This window comes from Niveispirillum sp. FG148 (assembly GCF_057809655.1).
Map to the genome: position 1 here is coordinate 173,337 of NZ_JBMDKJ010000009.1, position 16,829 is coordinate 190,165.

The window sequence follows — 16,829 nt, forward strand, 5'->3', positions numbered from 1 at the left end:
GGTAGTTAGGGGGTGGGACTGTCATCAAGCAGCCGCAGTGCTTCCGCATAGCGCAACGACCCGACAAGCCTGATCAATTCCTGCACCTTGTCGGCGCCCAGCCATTCGGTCAATGGCTTTTGCTGCATTGCCATAATGTCGACGGCGGAAAGGTTGCGCGACCGCAGCGCCGCCCTGATCGCCTCCAGGTCGAGGGCGACCGGCTCCACAGCTTCCGGCGTTGGGCCGGCTTCCGGTTCGATCCTGTTGCGGCCCCGGATGGCTGCACAGAGGGAGACGAGGGCCGACTCCAGCGCGTCCAGCAGTTCCGCATGGTTTCCGCCCTGCTGCCGGCGGATGGACAGTTCAAGGTCGGTTGCCAGTGCGGTGACGCGGGTGGCCGCGATATTGCCGGCAGCACCGCGCAGTTCGTGCGCCTTGCGGGCCGTCTGTTCCCACTGTCCTTCCAGCAGACGCTGACGCATGCGCGCGGCGGTGCCATCGAACCGGTCCACGAACTGGTCCAGGATGGTTTCCAGCAACTGACGGTTGGCCAGGACGCGCCCCCAGGCCTGTTCCATGTCGATGCCGTCGATCGGGTCCGGCATGGTGCCGTTGCCGCCGTCCGTCACGGGCATCACGGGCGGTGTTTCCCCGTCCGACAGCCAGCGCTGCAGGGTGGACAGGAACAGGGCCGGCACAAAGGGCTTGGCCACCGTGTCATCCATGCCCGCCTGGCGGCAGGCCTTCAGGTCTTCCTCACCGGTCGCGGCCGACATGGCCAGGATCGGGATGTTCTGGCCCTTCGGGCTGGACCGGATGGCCCTGGTCGCTTCCAGCCCGTCCATGCCTGGCATCTGCACATCCATCAGGATCAGGTCGTAGGCCTTCCGATCCACGGCGGCGATGGCCGCAGCACCGTCGCCGACAATATCGACAAAGGCCCCGGCCCGCTCCAGGAAGCCCTGGGCCACGATCTGGTTCAGCTCATTATCTTCTGCCAGCAGGATATGGGCGCCGGCCAGACCGGGCAGGGGGCTGTCGCCTTCCGTGGCCACGGGGGCTGGCAGGGCGGCGTAGACCTGGACCTCCGGTGCAGCGGCGATGGGCAGGGAAAGATTGATGACGAAGCGGCTGCCCGCACCTTCCTGGCTTTCGACATGGATGGATCCGCCCATCATGCCGACCAGCCGCCGGGTCAGGGCCAGACCCAGGCCGGCACCGCCGTGACGGCGATGGTGGCTGTCATCGCCGATGCTGAAAGGCTGGAACAGACGGGCCGTCTGCTCGGCGTTCATGCCGATGCCGGTGTCGCTGACGGTGATGGCCAGGCCGACCCGCTCCGGCGTCTGGCCCGTCGACCGGATGTCGATGCCGATCACACCGGAATGGGTGAATTTCACGGCATTGCCGACCAGATTGTCCAGGATCTGCCGGATCCGGGCCGCGTCCCCCACGACATGGCTGGGCAGGTCGGGCGCCAGCGTGACCTCCAGCGTCACGCGACGGGACCGCAGCACGGGCGTGAACAGATCGACAATGGCATCCACCGGGTCGCACAGGCGGAAGGGTTCGGGCTGCAGCGACACCAGGCCGGCATCAATGCGCGAATAGTCCAGGATATCATTGACGATGGTGGACAGCGCCGCGGCGGCCCGGCGGACGCTGTCGATCAACGTGTGCTGATGCTGGGTCAGCCGTTCTTCCAGCAGCAGATGGGCCGACCCGATGATACCGTTCAGCGGGGTGCGGATCTCGTGGCTCATGTTCGCCAGGAAGGCGGACTTGGCGCGCGAGGCGGTCTCTGCCGCCGCCAGCGCCTGACGCAACCGCTCCGCCGTCTGCTTCTGTGCCGACAGGTCGGTGGCGATGCCCAGATAGCCGGTGATGATGCCTGCACCGTCGCGCAGGACCGTCACCACCAGCAGCACGGGCACCCGCGTCCCGTCCTTGCGCAGATAAGTCCATTCCCGACCCGACGGCATGCCGTCGGTGGCAATGAACAGGCTGATGATCTTCTGCGTCTGGAATTCGTCCGTCACGCGCAGGCTGGGCGCCCGATCGGTCAGTTCGACGGGATCGTGCAGCACCAGGGGCGTGGCCTTGCCCACCAGTTCGCCGGCACTGTAACCCAGCAGAGCCTCCGCCGCCGGGTTGAACAGGGTGATGGTGCCCGACCGGTCGGTCGCGATCATGGCCGATCCGGCATGGTTCAGCACGGCCTGCTGCAGGGCTGCCAGACTTTCGATCTCCATGGTCCGTTCCCGGACCTGCTGTTCCAGGCGCTCGTTCAGCGCCCGCATGCTGTTTTCTGCCGCCAGCTGTTCGGTGATGTCGCGGATCACCATGGCCCGCCCGGCCACGCTGTCCCCGTCACGGACAGGTACGACGGAGACGGATACGTCGATGGGGCGTCCGTCGGCCTGATGGCGGCGGGTGATGAAATTATGGACGGCCCCGCCCTGCGCGGCCTGCGCCTGGATGCCTTCTTCTTCGCTGGTCAGGGTGGGCGGCACGATCAGGTCGGTTGTCAGCCGGCCCAGTGCCCGTTCCCGCGCGATCCCGAACAGGCGGACGGCGGCCGGATTCCAACTGGTGACGCGCCCGTTATTGTCCAGCCCGATGACCGCCTCTCCGGCGCTGTTGACGATGGCGCCAAGCCAGGCGTCCTGCCGGCGCAGCTGGGTGGCGCGGCGGATGGACCGGTGCCAGGCCATGCCCAGCAACAGCACGATGATGGTCATACCCGACCCCACCGCGGTAACCCAGGTCCGGGTCGCCTGCACGCTGCTGGCGATGACGCTGTCATACATGCCGACGGCCACCGTCAGGTAACGGCCCTGGTCATTGTCATCCAGGGCCACCCGCTGGCGGACGACATGCATGGGTCCTTCCGCCGTATCGTAGGTGACCATGGTGCCGGCAGGCTGGCCGGCATGCTGCGGGAACTGATCCGCCCAGCGTTGCGTCCGTCCCACCGCCCAGCCAAAGGTCCGGGTGCTGTCGGGATGCACCAGGAAATCCCCTTCGGCGTTCAGCAGGAAAAGCCGCATGGACGGGTTCAGATCAGCCGCGAAATCGGCCAGGCTGCGCCGCGCGTCGATGGTCAGCGCGATCATGCCCGCCGGTTTGTCCATGCCCCCCGTGGTGGGCAGGGCCACGCGCAGCAGCGGCATGCGCGGCAAGACTACCTGGCCGTCCGCCCGCGCCAGGTCGATATCGGCAATATAGGCCACGCCGCGCCCCTGACGCAGGGCGATGGGCAACAGGTCGGCATCGGTATCATTCAACCGGCTGTCGCTGGTTTCGACATGGATGGCAGGCTGGTCGGGATAGGTGGCCGGAAAATAGGCGACGCGCACGATGCCGGGGCGCGAGGCGACGAAACCCGTGAAGGTGGCGTCCAGGCGCTGGCGCAGATTGGCTTCGCTGCTGTTGTCCTGGGGGTCGATCCCATTGCTCAGGGCGGCGCGGGTCAGTCCCGCCACCGACGGCACCAGCGACAGGAACCGGGCCTGTGCCCGCCAGTCCTCCAGCGTCCGGGTCAGCATGTTGGCGCGCTGCACGGCCACCGTGCGCAGGCGGATTTCCATGTCGGCCATCCGGGCGGCGCGCTCTGCATCGCCGGCCATGATCGTCGCCAGCGCGACCATGATGGCCAGGGCGCAGATCAGCCCGGCCATGATGCCGGTGCCCAACCCGTTTTCGCTGATCTGCCTGTTAAATCGCAAGGCCCGCCCCCCGAAATCCCGCCATTTTTGGGTTCCATACGTTTGTAATCGGAAGTTGGCCGGATTCCTTCCCCAAACGATAGATATCCGGTGGGCTAGGATGGCCGGAAATGACGCTTGCCGGACCTGCGGCAGCGTCATGCAGGGGCTGCCAGCATGCGGGCCAGTGTGGTCAGGGTGGCATGGCCGGCTGCCGCTTCCATGCCGGACAGGCGGGGCAGGTGCAGGATGGGCAGGCCTGCGGGCAGGAAGGGGCGCACTGTGTCGATCGTGTCGGCGGCGGGGACCGTGCCGCCCGGTGTCTCGCTCAACACCAGGGCTGAAACCCGCAGATTACGGGCCGCCAGCGCGGCATGCGCCGTCAGGATGTGGCTGATGGTCCCCAAATAGGTGCCGGCCACCAGCAGCACCGGCAGGCCCAGATCCCCCATCCAGTCCAGCACGGTGCGGTCGTCGGTGATCGGTGCCATCACCCCGCCCACGCCTTCGACCAGCAGCATGCCGTCATGGGTGGCGATGCGGTCGCGGCAGGCGGCCAGCACAGAAGGATAGTCCACCACCTTGCCTTCCAGCCGGGCCGCCATGTTGGGGGCCAGCGGCGCGGCAAATCGCCAGGGGGAGATGCCGTCCAGATTTTCCGGCGTCGGGTCCCGACCCAGGGCGGCCAGCAAGGCCGCCGGGTCGCTGCCGGTGGGATCGGCCGGGTCGATGCCGCTGACCAGCGGCTTGAAGGCGCCGGCGGTGACGCCCGCCATCCGCCAGTGGCGCAGCAGGGCCGCCCCGACAAAGGTCTTGCCGATATCGGTGCCGGTGGCAGTGACAAAGAACGCGGTCATCCCAACATATCCCCTTCCCTAGGGGAACCCTGGCTTGGGGCGCCCCTTTTTTGATCAACCCAGGCATTCGCCCTCCATGGCGTCATCCCTGTTTTTCCGTCCTGACATGGCAGCAAGACAGGTTCTATACCAATTCCGGGAAACGTGCCGATAACCCAGAAGGGAACAGACATGAGCATCGCCGCCATTTCCGACATCGCCGCCCAGGCGGGAAATCCGATCCGCAGCGATTGGACCCATGCCGAGGTGGAGGCCCTGTTCAACCTTCCCTTCATGGATCTGATCTTCCGCGCCCAGACCCTTCACCGGCAGTTTTTCGATGCCAACGAAGTGCAGGTCTCCACGCTGCTGTCGATCAAGACCGGCGGCTGCCCGGAGGATTGCAATTACTGCCCGCAGAGCGCGCAGTTTGACACGGGCCTGAAGGCATCCAAGCTGATGCAGGTGGAAAAGGTGCTGGCCGAGGCGCGCGCCGCCAAGCAGCAGGGCGCCACCCGCTTCTGCATGGGGGCCGCCTGGCGCTCGCCCAAGGATCAGGACCTGGAGACGGTCTGCGCCATGGTGGAGGGCGTGAAGGCCATGGGCATGGAAACCTGCGTGACCCTGGGCATGCTGCGCCCCGATCAGGCGCTGAAGCTGAAGGATGCCGGGCTGGATTATTACAATCACAACCTGGACACCTCGCCCGAGCATTACGACAAGATCATCACCACCCGCACCTATCAGGACCGGCTGAACACGCTGGATGCCGTGCGCAATGCCGGCATCAATGTCTGCTGTGGCGGCATCCTGGGGCTGGGTGAGAAGCGGGATGACCGGATCGGCCTGATCCGCACGCTGGCCACCCTGCCGCAGCATCCCGACAGCGTGCCGATCAACCTGCTGGTCAAGGTGGAAGGCACGCCGCTGGATCAGGCGGAAAGCGTCGATCCCATCGAATTCGTCCGCACCATCGCGGTCGCCCGCATCACCATGCCGGCCAGCATGGTCCGCCTGTCGGCGGGGCGCGAAGACATGACGGACGAGATGCAGGCCCTGTGCTTCCTGGCCGGCGCCAATTCCATCTTCTATGGCGAACGGCTGCTGACCACGCCGAATCCGGCCCAGGCGCGCGATGCCAGGCTGTTCGACAAGCTGGGCCTGCGGTCGATGCAGGTCGAGGTGGAAGAAGCCTGATGGGCGGCCTGTCGCCCGGCTGGCTTGACGAGGGGATGCGGCACATCTGGCTGCCTTACAGCCAGATGAAGCACGCCGACCCGCCGCTGCCCGTGGTGGCGACGGACGGCACCCGCATCCATCTGGCCGACGGGCGGGTGCTGATCGATGGCATCGCCAGCTGGTGGACAGCCTGCCACGGCTACAACCACCCGCATCTGCGCCAGGCCCTGAGCGAACAGGCGGCCCGGATGCCGCATGTCATGTTCGGCGGGCTGGCGCATGAACCGGCCCTGACGCTCGCCAGCCGGCTGGCGGACCTGCTGCCGGGCGATTTGACGCGGGTGTTCTTCGCCGAAAGCGGGTCGGTCGCGGTGGAGGTCGCCATGAAGATGGCGACCCAGTTCTGGCTGAACCAGGGACAGCGCGGCCGCACCAGGATACTGTCCTTCAATGGCGGTTATCACGGCGACACCATCGCCACCATGGCCGTCTGCGACCCGGAAGAGGGGATGCATTCCCTGTTCACGGGGCTGCTGCCGGAACATCATGTCCGGCCCCTGCCGCGGGACGAGGAAAGCCTGGCAGATCTGGAAGCCTTCCTGCGCCTGCACGGGGACGGCATCGCCGCCATCCTGGTCGAACCGCTGGTGCAGGGCGCCGGCGGCATGGTGCTGCACGAACCCGTGGTGCTGAAACGCCTGCGCGAACTGGCCGACCGGTTCGGGCCGCTGCTGATCTTTGATGAGATTTTCACAGGCTTCGGCCGCACGGGCACGATGTTCGCGTGTCAGGCGGCCGGCGTGGCGCCCGATATCATCACGCTCTCCAAGGCGCTGACGGGTGGAACCCTGCCCCTGTCAGCCACCATCGCGCGCGCGCGCATCTTCGATGGTTTCTGGTCCGACGACCCGATGGCGGCGCTGATGCATGGGCCCACCTATATGGGCAATGCCCTGGCCTGTGCCGTCGCGAACGCCTCGCTTGACCTGTTCGAGACGGAACCGCGTCTGCAACAGGTGGCCGCCATCAACAGCTGGCTGCGGGCGGGGCTGGAGCCCTGCCGCGGGCTGAAAGGGGTCAAGGATGTGCGCACGCTGGGGGCCATCGGCGTGGTGCAAATGGATAGGATCGGCGACATGAGGTCGCTGAAGCGACTTTTGGTGGCTGAGGGGGTTTGGATTCGGCCATTCCGCGATATCCTGTATCTTACGCCGGCCTTCACGGCGACGGAGGAGGATGTGATGCGGCTGACGGGGGCGATCACCCGCGTTGTAGTGCGGGGCGTGCCATGAATGGCCCGGCCCAATGGCTGGACCAGCAGGCGGCGGAGGCGCTGTCGGTGCTGGAGATGGAGGGGCGGCTGCGCAGCCTGCGCGCCTATGATCGCGACGGCATCCGCCTGCGCCTGCCCGATGGGCGCACGCTGATCGATGTGGCGTCCAACGATTATCTGGGGCTGGCGCAGGACCCCGGCATCATCGACCGCGCGGCCGAATATGCGGCCCGGTTCGGGGCCGGCAGCGGCGCGTCCCGCCTGATCTGCGGCACCCTGACGGCCCATGCGGCGGTGGAAGAAAAGCTGGCCGCCTTCCTGGGCACCGAAGCCGCCCTGCTGTTCGGCACGGGCTTCCAGGCCAATGCGACGCTGCTGCCGGCGCTGGCCGAACTGATGGGCGGGGATGTGGACATCCTGGTCGACCGGCTGGCCCATGCCAGCCTGCTGACCGGCGCCTTCGGCAATGGCCAGAAAGCGCGGCGCTTCCGCCATAATGACCTGAACCATCTGGAAGATCTGCTGAAGCTGCCCTCTTCAAGCCCCAAGCTGGTGGTTACCGAGTCGGTGTTCAGCATGGATGGCGACACCTCCGATCTGGGCGCCCTGCTGGATCTGACCGACAGCTATGGTGCGCCCGTCTATCTGGACGAGGCGCATGCCATCGGCGTGCTGGGGCCGGAAGGGCGGGGGATGGCAGCGCTTTTCCCCGGCCGGGTGCCGGTGCTGATGGGCACGTTGGGCAAGGCGTTCGGCGGGTTCGGGGCCTATGTCGCGGGGTCCCGCCTGCTGATCGATTTCCTGATCAACCGCTGCGGCGGCTTCATCTATACCACCGCCCCGCCGCCCGCCGTGCTGGGGGCGCTGGATGCCGCCCTGGACGTGATGCCGTCGCTGGACATGGAGCGCATGCGGCTGGCCAGCATGGCCGATGCCGTGCGCATGGCCGTGCGCGCCGCCGGCTATGATACGGCCGCCAGCACCACCCAGATCATCCCCGTCATCGCGGGGGAGGAACAGGCCGCCCTGGGCCTGCAATCGCTGCTGGAAAGTGCGGGGTTCCTGGCGGTCGCCATCAGGCCGCCCACGGTGCCGGCGGGTACGGCCCGCCTGCGCCTGTCACTGTCGGCCGCATTGGACGATCATACGGTCGGGCAGCTGCTGACGGTGCTGTCCTGCCTCCCGCCGCCGGGGATGGACTTGCCCGGATGACCCGGCCGCATTTCCTGTTCGTGCATGGCTGGGCCGGCACGCCCGCCATCTGGGACGGGGTCTGCGCCGAGCTGACCGCGCGTGGCGTGGATGCGGCGGATATGCTGCGGGTCGATCTGAACCCGGCCTATGAAGCGCTGGTGGCGGCGGTGCCGGGCCCGGTTGCGGGGATCAGGTCGGCCTTGTGGCATTCATCCGAATGCTTCCCCCGCGAAAGCGGGGACCCGGGGGCCAGGGGCACCGAAGCGTTGTCGCCTGCGGCCCCTGGATCCCCGCTTTCGCGGGGACGGCAGGAAGGGGAGAAACCATCCCCCGGCGCCATCACCCGCCCCCTGATCGGCATCGGCCATTCGCTGGGCGTGGCGCTGCTGCTGGCCTCTGGCCTGCCCCTGGCGGGGCTGCTGGCGCTGAACGGCTTCACCCGCTTCACCAGCGCGCCCGACCATGCGCCCGGCACCCATCCGCGTATCCTGGCGCAGATGCGCCGCCGGCTGCTGGCCGATCCCGCGACAGTGCTGGCCGACTTCCAGGCCCGGGCCGGATTGCCCCATTCGGAGATTTTGCCAGGGCCTGTTTCGGCCCTGGCGGCGGGGCTGGATATCCTGTCCACGCTTGATGCCCGCGCCGCATTCGGAGTTTTTGCCAGCCCTTTTGCGGCCCTGTGCGGAAATGATGACAACATCGTCCCACCCGGCCAGTCGCGGGCGGATTTCCCCGATCCGGTCTTTATCGACGGGGCGTCGCATGCGCTGCCCACGCGCTGCCCGGCGCTGGTGGCCGACCATCTGCTGACCCTGGCAGCGCGATGCTGAACCCGGTCGATAAATCATCCGTGGCCAGGCGTTTTGCCGCCGCCGCTGGCCGCTATGACGCCTCGGCCCGCGTGCAGGCGCGCATTGCCCAGACCATGGCGGACCGGCTGTCGGCGCTGTCGCTGCCCGATGGTGCGCGGGTGCTGGAAATCGGCTGCGGCACGGGCCTGTTGACGGCGTCGTCGCTGGCCCGGCTGCCGCAGGTCGGGTCCTGGCTGGCCACCGATATTGCGCCATCCATGGCCGCATCCTGCCGGCGGCGATTTTCGGGCGATCCGCGCCTGTCAGTGGCTTGCATGGATGGGGAAGCGCCGGGTGCCAGGGGGCCCTTCGACCTGATCTGTTCCAGCCTGGCCCTGCAATGGTTTCCCGATGCCGGCCGGGCACTGTCAGTCTGGCGGCAGATGCTGCGGCCGGGCGGGGTACTGGCCGTGGCGACGCTGGGGCCGGGCACCTTTGCCGAATGGCGCCGGGCCCTGGCCATGGCCGGCGGATCGGCCGGCGGTCCCGCCTATGCCGATCAGGCCACGCTGTCGCGCTGGCTGGGGCCGGGCGGGGTGGTGGAACGGCAGGATTTTGTCGAACATCATGCCGATGCCCGCCACTTCCTGCTGTCGCTGCGCGGCATCGGCGCCGATTACGCGTCCAGCCGCCTGCCGGCGCCCGTGCTGCGCCGGGCCATGCGGGCGCTGGAGACGGACCATCCCGTCTCCGTCACCTATGATGTGCGCTGGCTGACCCTTATGCAGCCCGCATGCGCCGGGCGCTCAACGCAACCTGGTATTACGCCGCGCTGACGATCTGGGGCGGCGGTGCCGGCTCGTCGCCCTGTTGGAAGCGCACGCGGTTGCGGCCCAGGCCCTTGGCGACATAAAGGGCGGCATCGGCGCGCGACAGCAGGTCGGACAGGGTGCGGTCATTGCCGGTCAGGGTAGTGGCGCCGATGCTGGCCGTGAAGTGCGGCAGGCCGACGGACTTGTCAGCCTCCAGCATGGCGCGCAGTTTTTCGGCCACCAGCAGGGCCCCCGCTTCTCCCGCGCCGGGCAGGATGACGGCGAATTCCTCTCCGCCGGTGCGGCCGACAATGTCGCCCTGGCGCAGGGCCGCCAGGGCCAGTTCGCCGAAGCGGACCAGCACGGCATCGCCCATGGCATGGCCGTGGCTGTCATTGATGGCCTTGAAATGGTCGATATCGACCAGCAGGCAGGACAGTTCCGTACCATCGCGCCGGGCCTGGATCAGGGCGGCCTCGCCGCTATCCACCAGATGCCGACGGTTGGGAAGGCCTGTCAGACCGTCCCGCGTGGCCAGATCAAACAGCTTTCCGGCATAAAGGCGGATGCGCGCCACCATGGGTCGGAAGATGAACATGGCTTCGGCCAGCAGGGTCGTCAGCAGGATGGCCAGCACCACCTGCTGCGCCTCGCGCAGCCATCGGGTGCGGGCATTCGCCTCCTGTTCGAACAGGGAGACGGCCCCGTCCAGGGCCGGCAGCAGGGTACGGTGCGCACCATCGCGCACGCGGCTCAGGGCCGCCGGTTCCCCACCCATGGCGAACGCCTCTGCATTGGCCAGGAAACTGCGGACGGCATTGTCCAGCGGGGCAGGGCCGTCGAAATAATAGGCGTGCGCCGCGTCCGACAGGCCGTTGCTGATGCCCAGGTCATCGCCATGGACCAGCGCGTCCTGCGATCGGCGCATCAGGGCGATGGCCTCGCCCAGCGGCTGCCGCGCCGTCTCGTCGCCGGCCTGCACATCCGTGGCCAGCATGGCGATGCGCTGCGACAGCATGCGCTGGCGGCCGGCGACATTGATGATGGTGGCGGCATCGCGCTGTTCGGCGATGGCGTTGTCCAGCAGAACATGCGCCCCGGCCGACAGCAGTGCGATCAGCGTCAAGGCAATGACATAGCCGGTCGTCAGCCTGTTGGCGACATTGCGATCAGCAGTCAAGACGGTCTCCAGGCCCTTTTTGCCCCACCGGGTTCCCTATCTACGCCCGCACCCACGCACCGCAAACTGTCCAATCGCATAGGTCGCGCTCCTGATGGGCCCGAATTTGCAATATATCCGTTGTCGCATCTATTTTGTGTGTGATATGAGGCGGCGCCGGTGATGGTTAACGATAATAAGGGTTCACCCCATGTCCAAGGGCGGTTATGTGGCTTTTTACCGTTTTTCTACAGTCACAGCCCTTGTGGTGATGTTGGCATCCCCCATGGCGGCGGCCACGGAAGCGGCCGGCAACAATGTTGTGCGGCAGGCCGCGGACGCCTTCGGTCTGCGCGTTGGCACCGAATCCATCGGGCTTTATGATGCCGGCAATGTCCGCGGCTTCGACCCGTCCAGCGCCGGCAATGTCCGGCTGGAGGGGCTGTTCATCAGCCAGATGGGTGATCTGTCGGACCGGGTCATTGATGCCACCGCCATCCGGGTGGGGGTGAATACCGTGGGGCTGCTGTTTCCGGCCCCGTCGGGCATCGCCGATCTCAGCCTGCGCCGCGTGGACGACACGGGCGGGAACGTGACTGTCGGTCTGGATGGGCGGATGTCGCCCTTTATGGAACTGGATGCGGGACTGGCCCCGGCGGGGGCGGACTGGTCCCTGGCCTTCGGTCTGGGGGTGCGGCCGGACGATAACGGCCCGTTCGGCGGGGACAGCCTTGCATGGTCGGCCGGGATCGTGCCCCGCTGGCAGCCGTCGGACCGGCTTTCCGTCACGCTGTTCGCCGACTGGAACCAGATGCATGATGAAGAGGTGGTGCCCGCCTATTACCCGACCGGGGCCACCCTGCCGCCCCGCGTCGACCGGGACATCGACCAGTCGGGCCCCTGGGCCGACTGGGCCTATGTAACCCAGAACCAGGGCGTGATCCTGGATGCGGGTCTGACATCCCGCCTGTCGGCGCGGCTGGGCCTTTTCCGTTCCGTGCAGGCCCTGCCCCACGACGCCTTCGCGCTGCTGGCCATCGACGGGCAGCAGCGGGTGGGGGAGATGACCTATGTGCTGCTGCCGGCCACGCGCTATGCCGCCCTGTCCGGCGAGGCGTCGCTGCGCTATGCGCTGGAGACGGACCGCGCCGACCATGTGGTCAGCCTGACCACCCGCGGCCTGTCATCGCACAGCCGCAAGGGTGGGGAGGTGGAAACCGGTCCCTTCCCCTGGTCGATCGACGCGCCGCCCGTGCTGCCCCGGCCCGACATTGCCTTCGATGGCGCGCAGGAACGCGACCATGTCGAACAATATATGGCGGGGCTGGCCTATAACCTGGCCTGGGACGGTCGGCTGGATGTCGGCCTGGGGCTGCAGAAGGCCGATTACCGCAAATCCACCCGCCTGGAAGATGGAAATATCGCACGCGGCGGGTCGTCGCCCTGGCTTTACAATGGCGCCGTCGGCTGGCGTTTCGCGGACGGGCTGGTGGCCTATGCCAGCTATACGCGCGGGCTGGAGGAAAGCGGGTCGGCGCCCGTCCAGGCCGTCAACCGCAACGCCGTGCTGCCGGCGGTGCGGACGACACAGCGTGAGCTGGGCCTGCGCCTGCCGCTGGGTCCGCTGGGACTGACCACGGCGCTGTTCGATGTACGCCGCCCCTATGATGGGGTGGATGAAGACGGCATCTACCGTTTCCTGGGTCAGGTGCGGCACCGGGGGCTGGAAGCGTCATTGTCGGGGGAGCCGTTGCCCGGCCTGTCGCTGGTGCTGGGCGGGGTGCTGCTGGACCCGGTTGTCGCCGGACCGCAGGTGGATGATGGCACCATTGGACACCGGCCCGTGGGCCAGACCCGCCTGCAATGGCAGGCCAGCCTGGATTATGCGCCGGAATTCCTGGATGGCGCTTCCGTCGACCTGACCATCGACCACAGCGCCCCCACCACGGCGCGCGGGGACAACCGGGCGGACGCGCCGGCCTACACGCTGGTCGATCTGGGCGGCCGCTGGGACCTGCCCCTGGCCGACCGGACGCTGGGCCTGCGCGCCCAGGTGCGCAACCTGTTCGACACCTATGGCTGGGAGGTGGAAAGCGACGGGGCATATCTGCCGCTGTCCGGCCGGTCATGGCGCCTGTCGCTGAGCATCAGTTTGTAGCCCTGCTGCTTCAGGCGTCGCTGGCCGCCATCCCGTGGCGTGGGCATCAGATCACCCCGCCCATGCGCTTCGTCACCACCCGTGCCAGTTCCGCCAGCGTGGCATTGCGGGTTTCGCCCGTGCCGGCGGGATGCCAGTAGTAGCTAGTCAGCAGCAGCGGCCCGCGACCCGGCGGCCAGATGATGGCGATGTCGTTGGCCATGGTCGAACCGCTGCCCGTCTTGTCGCCGATGCGCCAGTCGGACGGCAGCCCGGCGCGCAGCCGCGTACCGCCCGTGCGGTTGTCGATCAGCCAGTCGGTGAGCTGCCGGCGCGACGCGTCCGACAGGACCTTGCCCAGCAGCAGCGTGCGCATCAGGTCCAGCATGCTGTCGGGCGTGGTCGTATCCCGCACCTCTCCAGGCGGGACATCGTTCATTGTCGGCTCATTGCGGTCGATGCGCGTCGTCTGGTCGCCGATGGCACGCAGGAAGGCGGTCAGTGCCTCGGGCCCGCCGCTGGCGGCCATCAGGATGTTGGCGCCGGCATTGTCCGACTGGATGATGATGGCCTGGCACAGTTCGGCGATGCTCATCTCCCCGCCCGCCCGCGGTTCGGTCACGGGCGACCAGGACAGGATATCGGCCCTGGTCACGGGCAGCATCCGGTCCAGGCGTTCCTGACCGGCATCGACGCGGGCCAGGATATGGGCCGCCAGCAGGAACTTGAACGTACTGCACATGGCGAACCGTTCATCGGCGCGCCAGCCCGTGCGGTCGCCGCTGCTCAGATCCAGCAGCGCCACACCCAGCCGGCCACCCCGCGCCCGTTCCAGCGCTGCGATATCCTCCCTAATGGCCTGGAACCGCGGGGCGGGTCGGGCGACGCTGCTGGAAAAGGCTGGAACGGCACCGGCAGCAAACGCCAGAAGGGCTGTGGTTCCAAGGAATTGGCGGCGGGTGGTCATGGCTGTCTCCGTTGTTGTGGGGGGCACGCTAACCTTCTGTCCCGGCCGCATCAAACTGTGATAAATCGCGTTTGGCATTAGAATATCTAATGTACTGAATATCAGAATCCGGAAAATCCATGTCCAATCGTCCGCATCTGCCGCTGAATGCCCTGCGTGCCTTTGAGGCGTCGGCCCGGCACCTGTCCTTCACCAAGGCGGCGGACGAACTGTGCGTGACCCAGGCGGCCATCAGCCATCAGGTGAAGGCGCTGGAGGCCCGGCTGGGGGCGCAGCTGTTCCGGCGGCTGCCGCGGGGCCTGGCCCTGACGGATGAAGGTCTGGCCCTGTTGCCGGGCCTGCGCGACAGTTTCGACCGCATTGCCGGCCTGCTGCTGCGCTTCGATGGCGGGCCCGTGACGGAGGTGCTGTCGGTGGGCGTGGTGGGCAGCTTCATGGCCGGCTGGCTGCTGCCCCGGCTGGACGCGTTCCAGGCGGGGCATCCCTATATCGACCTGCGGCTGTCCACGCATAATAACCGCGTCGATGTGCAGGCCGAAGGTCTGGATGCTGCCATCCGCTTTGGCGATGGTGCCTGGCATGGGATGGATGCGCATCCGCTGCTGGAGGCGCCGCTGGCCCCGCTCTGCACTCCGGCACTGGCCGCACGGCTGCGGGAGCCGGCGGATCTGTGCGGTGAACGTCTGCTGCGGTCGTACCGGGCCAGCGAATGGCCGGCCTGGTTTGCGGCGGCCGGCTGTGACTGCCCGCCGGTGCGCGGTCCCGTCTTTGACAATTCCTGGATCATGGCAGAGGCGGCGATGCAGGGGCATGGCGTGGCCCTGGCGCCCGTGCCCCTGTTTGCCCGCCAGGTGGCCGAAGGCCGCCTGTGCGTGCCGTTCAGTACGCGGGTCGTGACCGGCCGCTATTGGCTGACCTGGCCGAAATCGCGCCTGCCCGGGGCGGCGCTGACGGCGTTCGCGCAGTGGCTGGACCGGGCGTGACCTCGACTTTTACGTGCTGGTGATCGGCGATAATTCATGTAAAATACTTTCAATAGAAGGTGATAAGGTGTCTCCATGTTGGAAATAAGGCACGCATGGACCGGCAGTCGATGAAATCCGCGGACAGTGGCAGACCGGCACAGATCTTAGAGAACAGGCCATCTGGTACCGATATCTCCCGCTTCATCACAATTACTTTGCTGACAATACTAATTTCCACGCTGGTCATTTCCAGATGGAACTTCCTGGTCCTGCATGTGGCCGTGGAGACGTTCTGCATTTTTGTCTGCCTTTGCATTTTCGTGGTCGCCTGGTTCTCCCGCCATTTCACCGGTTACGGCCGGGTCTATCTGGTGGGGCTGGCCGGACTGTCGGTGGCGGTGGCCGACGGTCTGCACATGCTGTCCTACAAGGGCATGGGGCTGCTGCCCGTGAACGAGGCGAATGTCGCCACGCAGTTCTGGATTCTGGGGCGCCTCATCGATGCCGGCGTCCTGCTGACCATCCTGATCCGGCCGACCCGTGTCTGGCCGCCCGTGCTGACCCCGGCCGTCATGGCCCTGGTCACGCTGGCCGGTATCGCCAGCATTCTGGTCTGGCCCGTCTTTCCCATCTGCTATGTCGAGGGGCAGGGCCTGACGCCGACCAAGATCGCGCTGGAATTCCTGGTCATGGGCGCGCTGGGGCTGGCGCTGGCGGCGCTGTGGCGTGGCCGGGCGGCGGGTGCGCCGGAGGTATGGACCTGGATATTCGCCGCCTGCATCTGCAAGTTCCTGTCGGAGCTGTGCTTCACCGTCTATGTCGATGTTCACGGCGTCACCAACAGTGTCGGCCATGCCTTCAAGCTGGCGGCCACGCTGTACCTGTTCCGGGCCGTGATCGAGCGCGGGCTGAAGCAGCCGCAGACCATGGCTGCCCACGCCCTGCTGCGGGAGCGGGAGACGGCGCAGCAGACGGAGATCAAGCTGCGGGCGGAACGCGACCGCGCCCAATCCTATTTCGAGGCGGCGGGCGTGATGCTGGTCGTCATCGGCCGCGACCTGCGGGTGCAGGCGATCAATTCCACCGGGGCCGCGATCCTGCGCCGTCCCGTCGACAGTCTGATCGGGCTGGAATGGGCCGATCTGGTGGCGCCGGAAGACCGGGCGCAGATGGTGAAGAACCTGGAGGGCGGGTTGCGCCGCATGCCCTATGTTCCCAGCCGCTACCGTGCCAGCGTCAGGGGACAGGACGGACCGCGACGGCTGATCGCCTGGCGCAGCACGGCGCTGCGCGACAGTGCCGGGACCGTCATCGCCATGCTGCTGTCGGGCGAGGATGTGACCGAGCAGTCGGCCGCCGACCAGGGCGAACGTGAATTGTCGCGGGAGCGCGACCGCCGCATCGTGGAGGCGACAGCCCTGATGCAGGCCGTGACGCGTCTGGCCGTGGCCGACAGTCCGGACATCCCGCCGCTGGTCGACATGCAGGGACGGGTGGAGGCGCTGGCCGGCGCCGTGGGGCTGCTGGCGCGCGCCGGCTGGGCCGGCCTGCCGCTGGAACCGCTGCTGACCTTCGTCCTGTCGGGCTGTGGCGACGCGCTGGCGGGCGGGCGGGTCCGGCTGGCGGGACCGCCCGTCGCCCTGGCGCCGGACGCGGTGCAGCATCTGGCTTTGGCCCTTTATGAACTGGCCGACAATGCCCATCGCCACGGTGCCTGTGCCGGGGGTGGCGGCAGTGTCGGCATCTCCTGGTCGGTGCGCAATGGCGGGGTTCTGGAACTTTTCTGGCAGGAGCACCTGCCCGAACCGGGGGGGGGGGGGGGGGGGG

General features: G+C 67.4%; 12 protein-coding genes. 8 read left to right on the top strand and 4 right to left on the bottom strand.

Annotation, left to right across the window (positions count from 1 at the left end; translation table 11 throughout):
- Positions 1 to 5: 5 nt before the first annotated feature.
- Both ACODTW_RS12540 and bioD read right to left on the bottom strand, forming a co-directional pair.
- A complete protein-coding gene (locus ACODTW_RS12540) occupies positions 6 to 3,710 on the bottom strand; it encodes a PAS domain S-box protein (RefSeq protein ID WP_488946356.1) in 3,705 nt (1,234 codons plus the stop codon).
- Positions 3,711 to 3,847: 137 nt separating this feature from the next.
- Positions 3,848 to 4,546 carry a dethiobiotin synthase gene (bioD, locus tag ACODTW_RS12545; RefSeq protein WP_488946357.1) on the bottom strand — a complete coding sequence of 233 codons (699 nt, stop codon included), beginning with the start codon at positions 4,544 to 4,546 and terminating at the stop codon, positions 3,848 to 3,850.
- Between the two features lie 171 nt (positions 4,547 to 4,717).
- Between bioD and bioB the strand changes: the two genes are divergently transcribed.
- Genes bioB through ACODTW_RS12570 form a run of 5 tightly spaced genes read left to right on the top strand, consistent with a single transcriptional unit; the run spans position 4,718 to position 9,798 of the window.
- Positions 4,718 to 5,722 (top strand): biotin synthase BioB, encoded by a 1,005-nt coding sequence (gene bioB, locus ACODTW_RS12550; protein WP_488946358.1) that lies wholly within the window; start codon positions 4,718 to 4,720, stop codon positions 5,720 to 5,722.
- Positions 5,722 to 6,996 carry an adenosylmethionine--8-amino-7-oxononanoate transaminase gene (locus ACODTW_RS12555; protein WP_488946359.1) on the top strand — a complete coding sequence of 425 codons (1,275 nt, stop codon included), beginning with the start codon at positions 5,722 to 5,724 and terminating at the stop codon, positions 6,994 to 6,996. The genes bioB and ACODTW_RS12555 overlap by 1 nt, the downstream gene beginning before the upstream one ends.
- A complete protein-coding gene (locus tag ACODTW_RS12560; protein WP_488946360.1) occupies positions 6,993 to 8,189 on the top strand; it encodes an aminotransferase class I/II-fold pyridoxal phosphate-dependent enzyme in 1,197 nt (398 codons plus the stop codon). Before ACODTW_RS12555 ends, ACODTW_RS12560 begins: the two co-directional genes overlap by 4 nt.
- Positions 8,186 to 9,001, top strand: a complete 816-nt coding sequence (locus tag ACODTW_RS12565) for an alpha/beta fold hydrolase (protein ID WP_488946361.1) — start codon at positions 8,186 to 8,188, stop codon at positions 8,999 to 9,001. The genes ACODTW_RS12560 and ACODTW_RS12565 overlap by 4 nt, the downstream gene beginning before the upstream one ends.
- Positions 8,995 to 9,798 (top strand): methyltransferase, encoded by an 804-nt coding sequence (locus tag ACODTW_RS12570; RefSeq protein ID WP_488946362.1) that lies wholly within the window; start codon positions 8,995 to 8,997, stop codon positions 9,796 to 9,798. The genes ACODTW_RS12565 and ACODTW_RS12570 overlap by 7 nt, the downstream gene beginning before the upstream one ends.
- Here the strand turns inward: ACODTW_RS12570 and ACODTW_RS12575 are convergent.
- Positions 9,785 to 10,954, bottom strand: coding sequence for a GGDEF domain-containing protein (locus tag ACODTW_RS12575; protein WP_488946363.1), 1,170 nt, complete (start codon positions 10,952 to 10,954; stop codon positions 9,785 to 9,787). The genes ACODTW_RS12570 and ACODTW_RS12575 overlap by 14 nt on opposite strands.
- A 190-nt stretch (positions 10,955 to 11,144) precedes the next feature.
- Between ACODTW_RS12575 and ACODTW_RS12580 the strand changes: the two genes are divergently transcribed.
- Entirely contained in the window at positions 11,145 to 13,091 is a 1,947-nt protein-coding gene (locus tag ACODTW_RS12580; RefSeq protein ID WP_488946364.1) for a TonB-dependent receptor domain-containing protein, read from the top strand.
- A 46-nt stretch (positions 13,092 to 13,137) separates the two neighbouring features.
- On the opposite strand, the gene bla is transcribed toward ACODTW_RS12580, so the two are convergent.
- Positions 13,138 to 14,037, bottom strand: a complete 900-nt coding sequence (gene bla / locus ACODTW_RS12585) for a class A beta-lactamase (RefSeq protein WP_488946365.1) — start codon at positions 14,035 to 14,037, stop codon at positions 13,138 to 13,140.
- A gap of 119 nt (positions 14,038 to 14,156) precedes the next feature.
- Between bla and ACODTW_RS12590 the strand changes: the two genes are divergently transcribed.
- Complete coding sequence (locus ACODTW_RS12590) at positions 14,157 to 15,020, top strand: LysR family transcriptional regulator (RefSeq protein WP_488946366.1); 864 nt, start codon at positions 14,157 to 14,159, stop codon at positions 15,018 to 15,020.
- 197 nt (positions 15,021 to 15,217) lie between these two features.
- Positions 15,218 to 16,829 (top strand): MASE3 domain-containing protein (locus ACODTW_RS12595; protein ID WP_488946367.1); only part of this gene is annotated, 1,612 nt, incomplete at its 3' end.

Bases quoted from the DNA above. Each gene is read 5' to 3' on its own strand.
- ACODTW_RS12560 (WP_488946360.1), top strand. From the start codon at position 6,993: ATGAATGGCCCGGCCCAATGGCTGGACCAGCAGGCGGCGGAGGCGCTG.
- bioD (WP_488946357.1), bottom strand. From the start codon at position 4,546: ATGACCGCGTTCTTTGTCACTGCCACCGGCACCGATATCGGCAAGACC.
- ACODTW_RS12565 (WP_488946361.1), top strand. From the start codon at position 8,186: ATGACCCGGCCGCATTTCCTGTTCGTGCATGGCTGGGCCGGCACGCCC.
- bioB (WP_488946358.1), top strand. From the start codon at position 4,718: ATGAGCATCGCCGCCATTTCCGACATCGCCGCCCAGGCGGGAAATCCG.
- ACODTW_RS12590 (WP_488946366.1), top strand. From the start codon at position 14,157: ATGTCCAATCGTCCGCATCTGCCGCTGAATGCCCTGCGTGCCTTTGAG.
- ACODTW_RS12555 (WP_488946359.1), top strand. From the start codon at position 5,722: ATGGGCGGCCTGTCGCCCGGCTGGCTTGACGAGGGGATGCGGCACATC.
- ACODTW_RS12580 (WP_488946364.1), top strand. From the start codon at position 11,145: ATGTCCAAGGGCGGTTATGTGGCTTTTTACCGTTTTTCTACAGTCACA.
- bla (WP_488946365.1), bottom strand. From the start codon at position 14,037: ATGACCACCCGCCGCCAATTCCTTGGAACCACAGCCCTTCTGGCGTTT.
- ACODTW_RS12570 (WP_488946362.1), top strand. From the start codon at position 8,995: ATGCTGAACCCGGTCGATAAATCATCCGTGGCCAGGCGTTTTGCCGCC.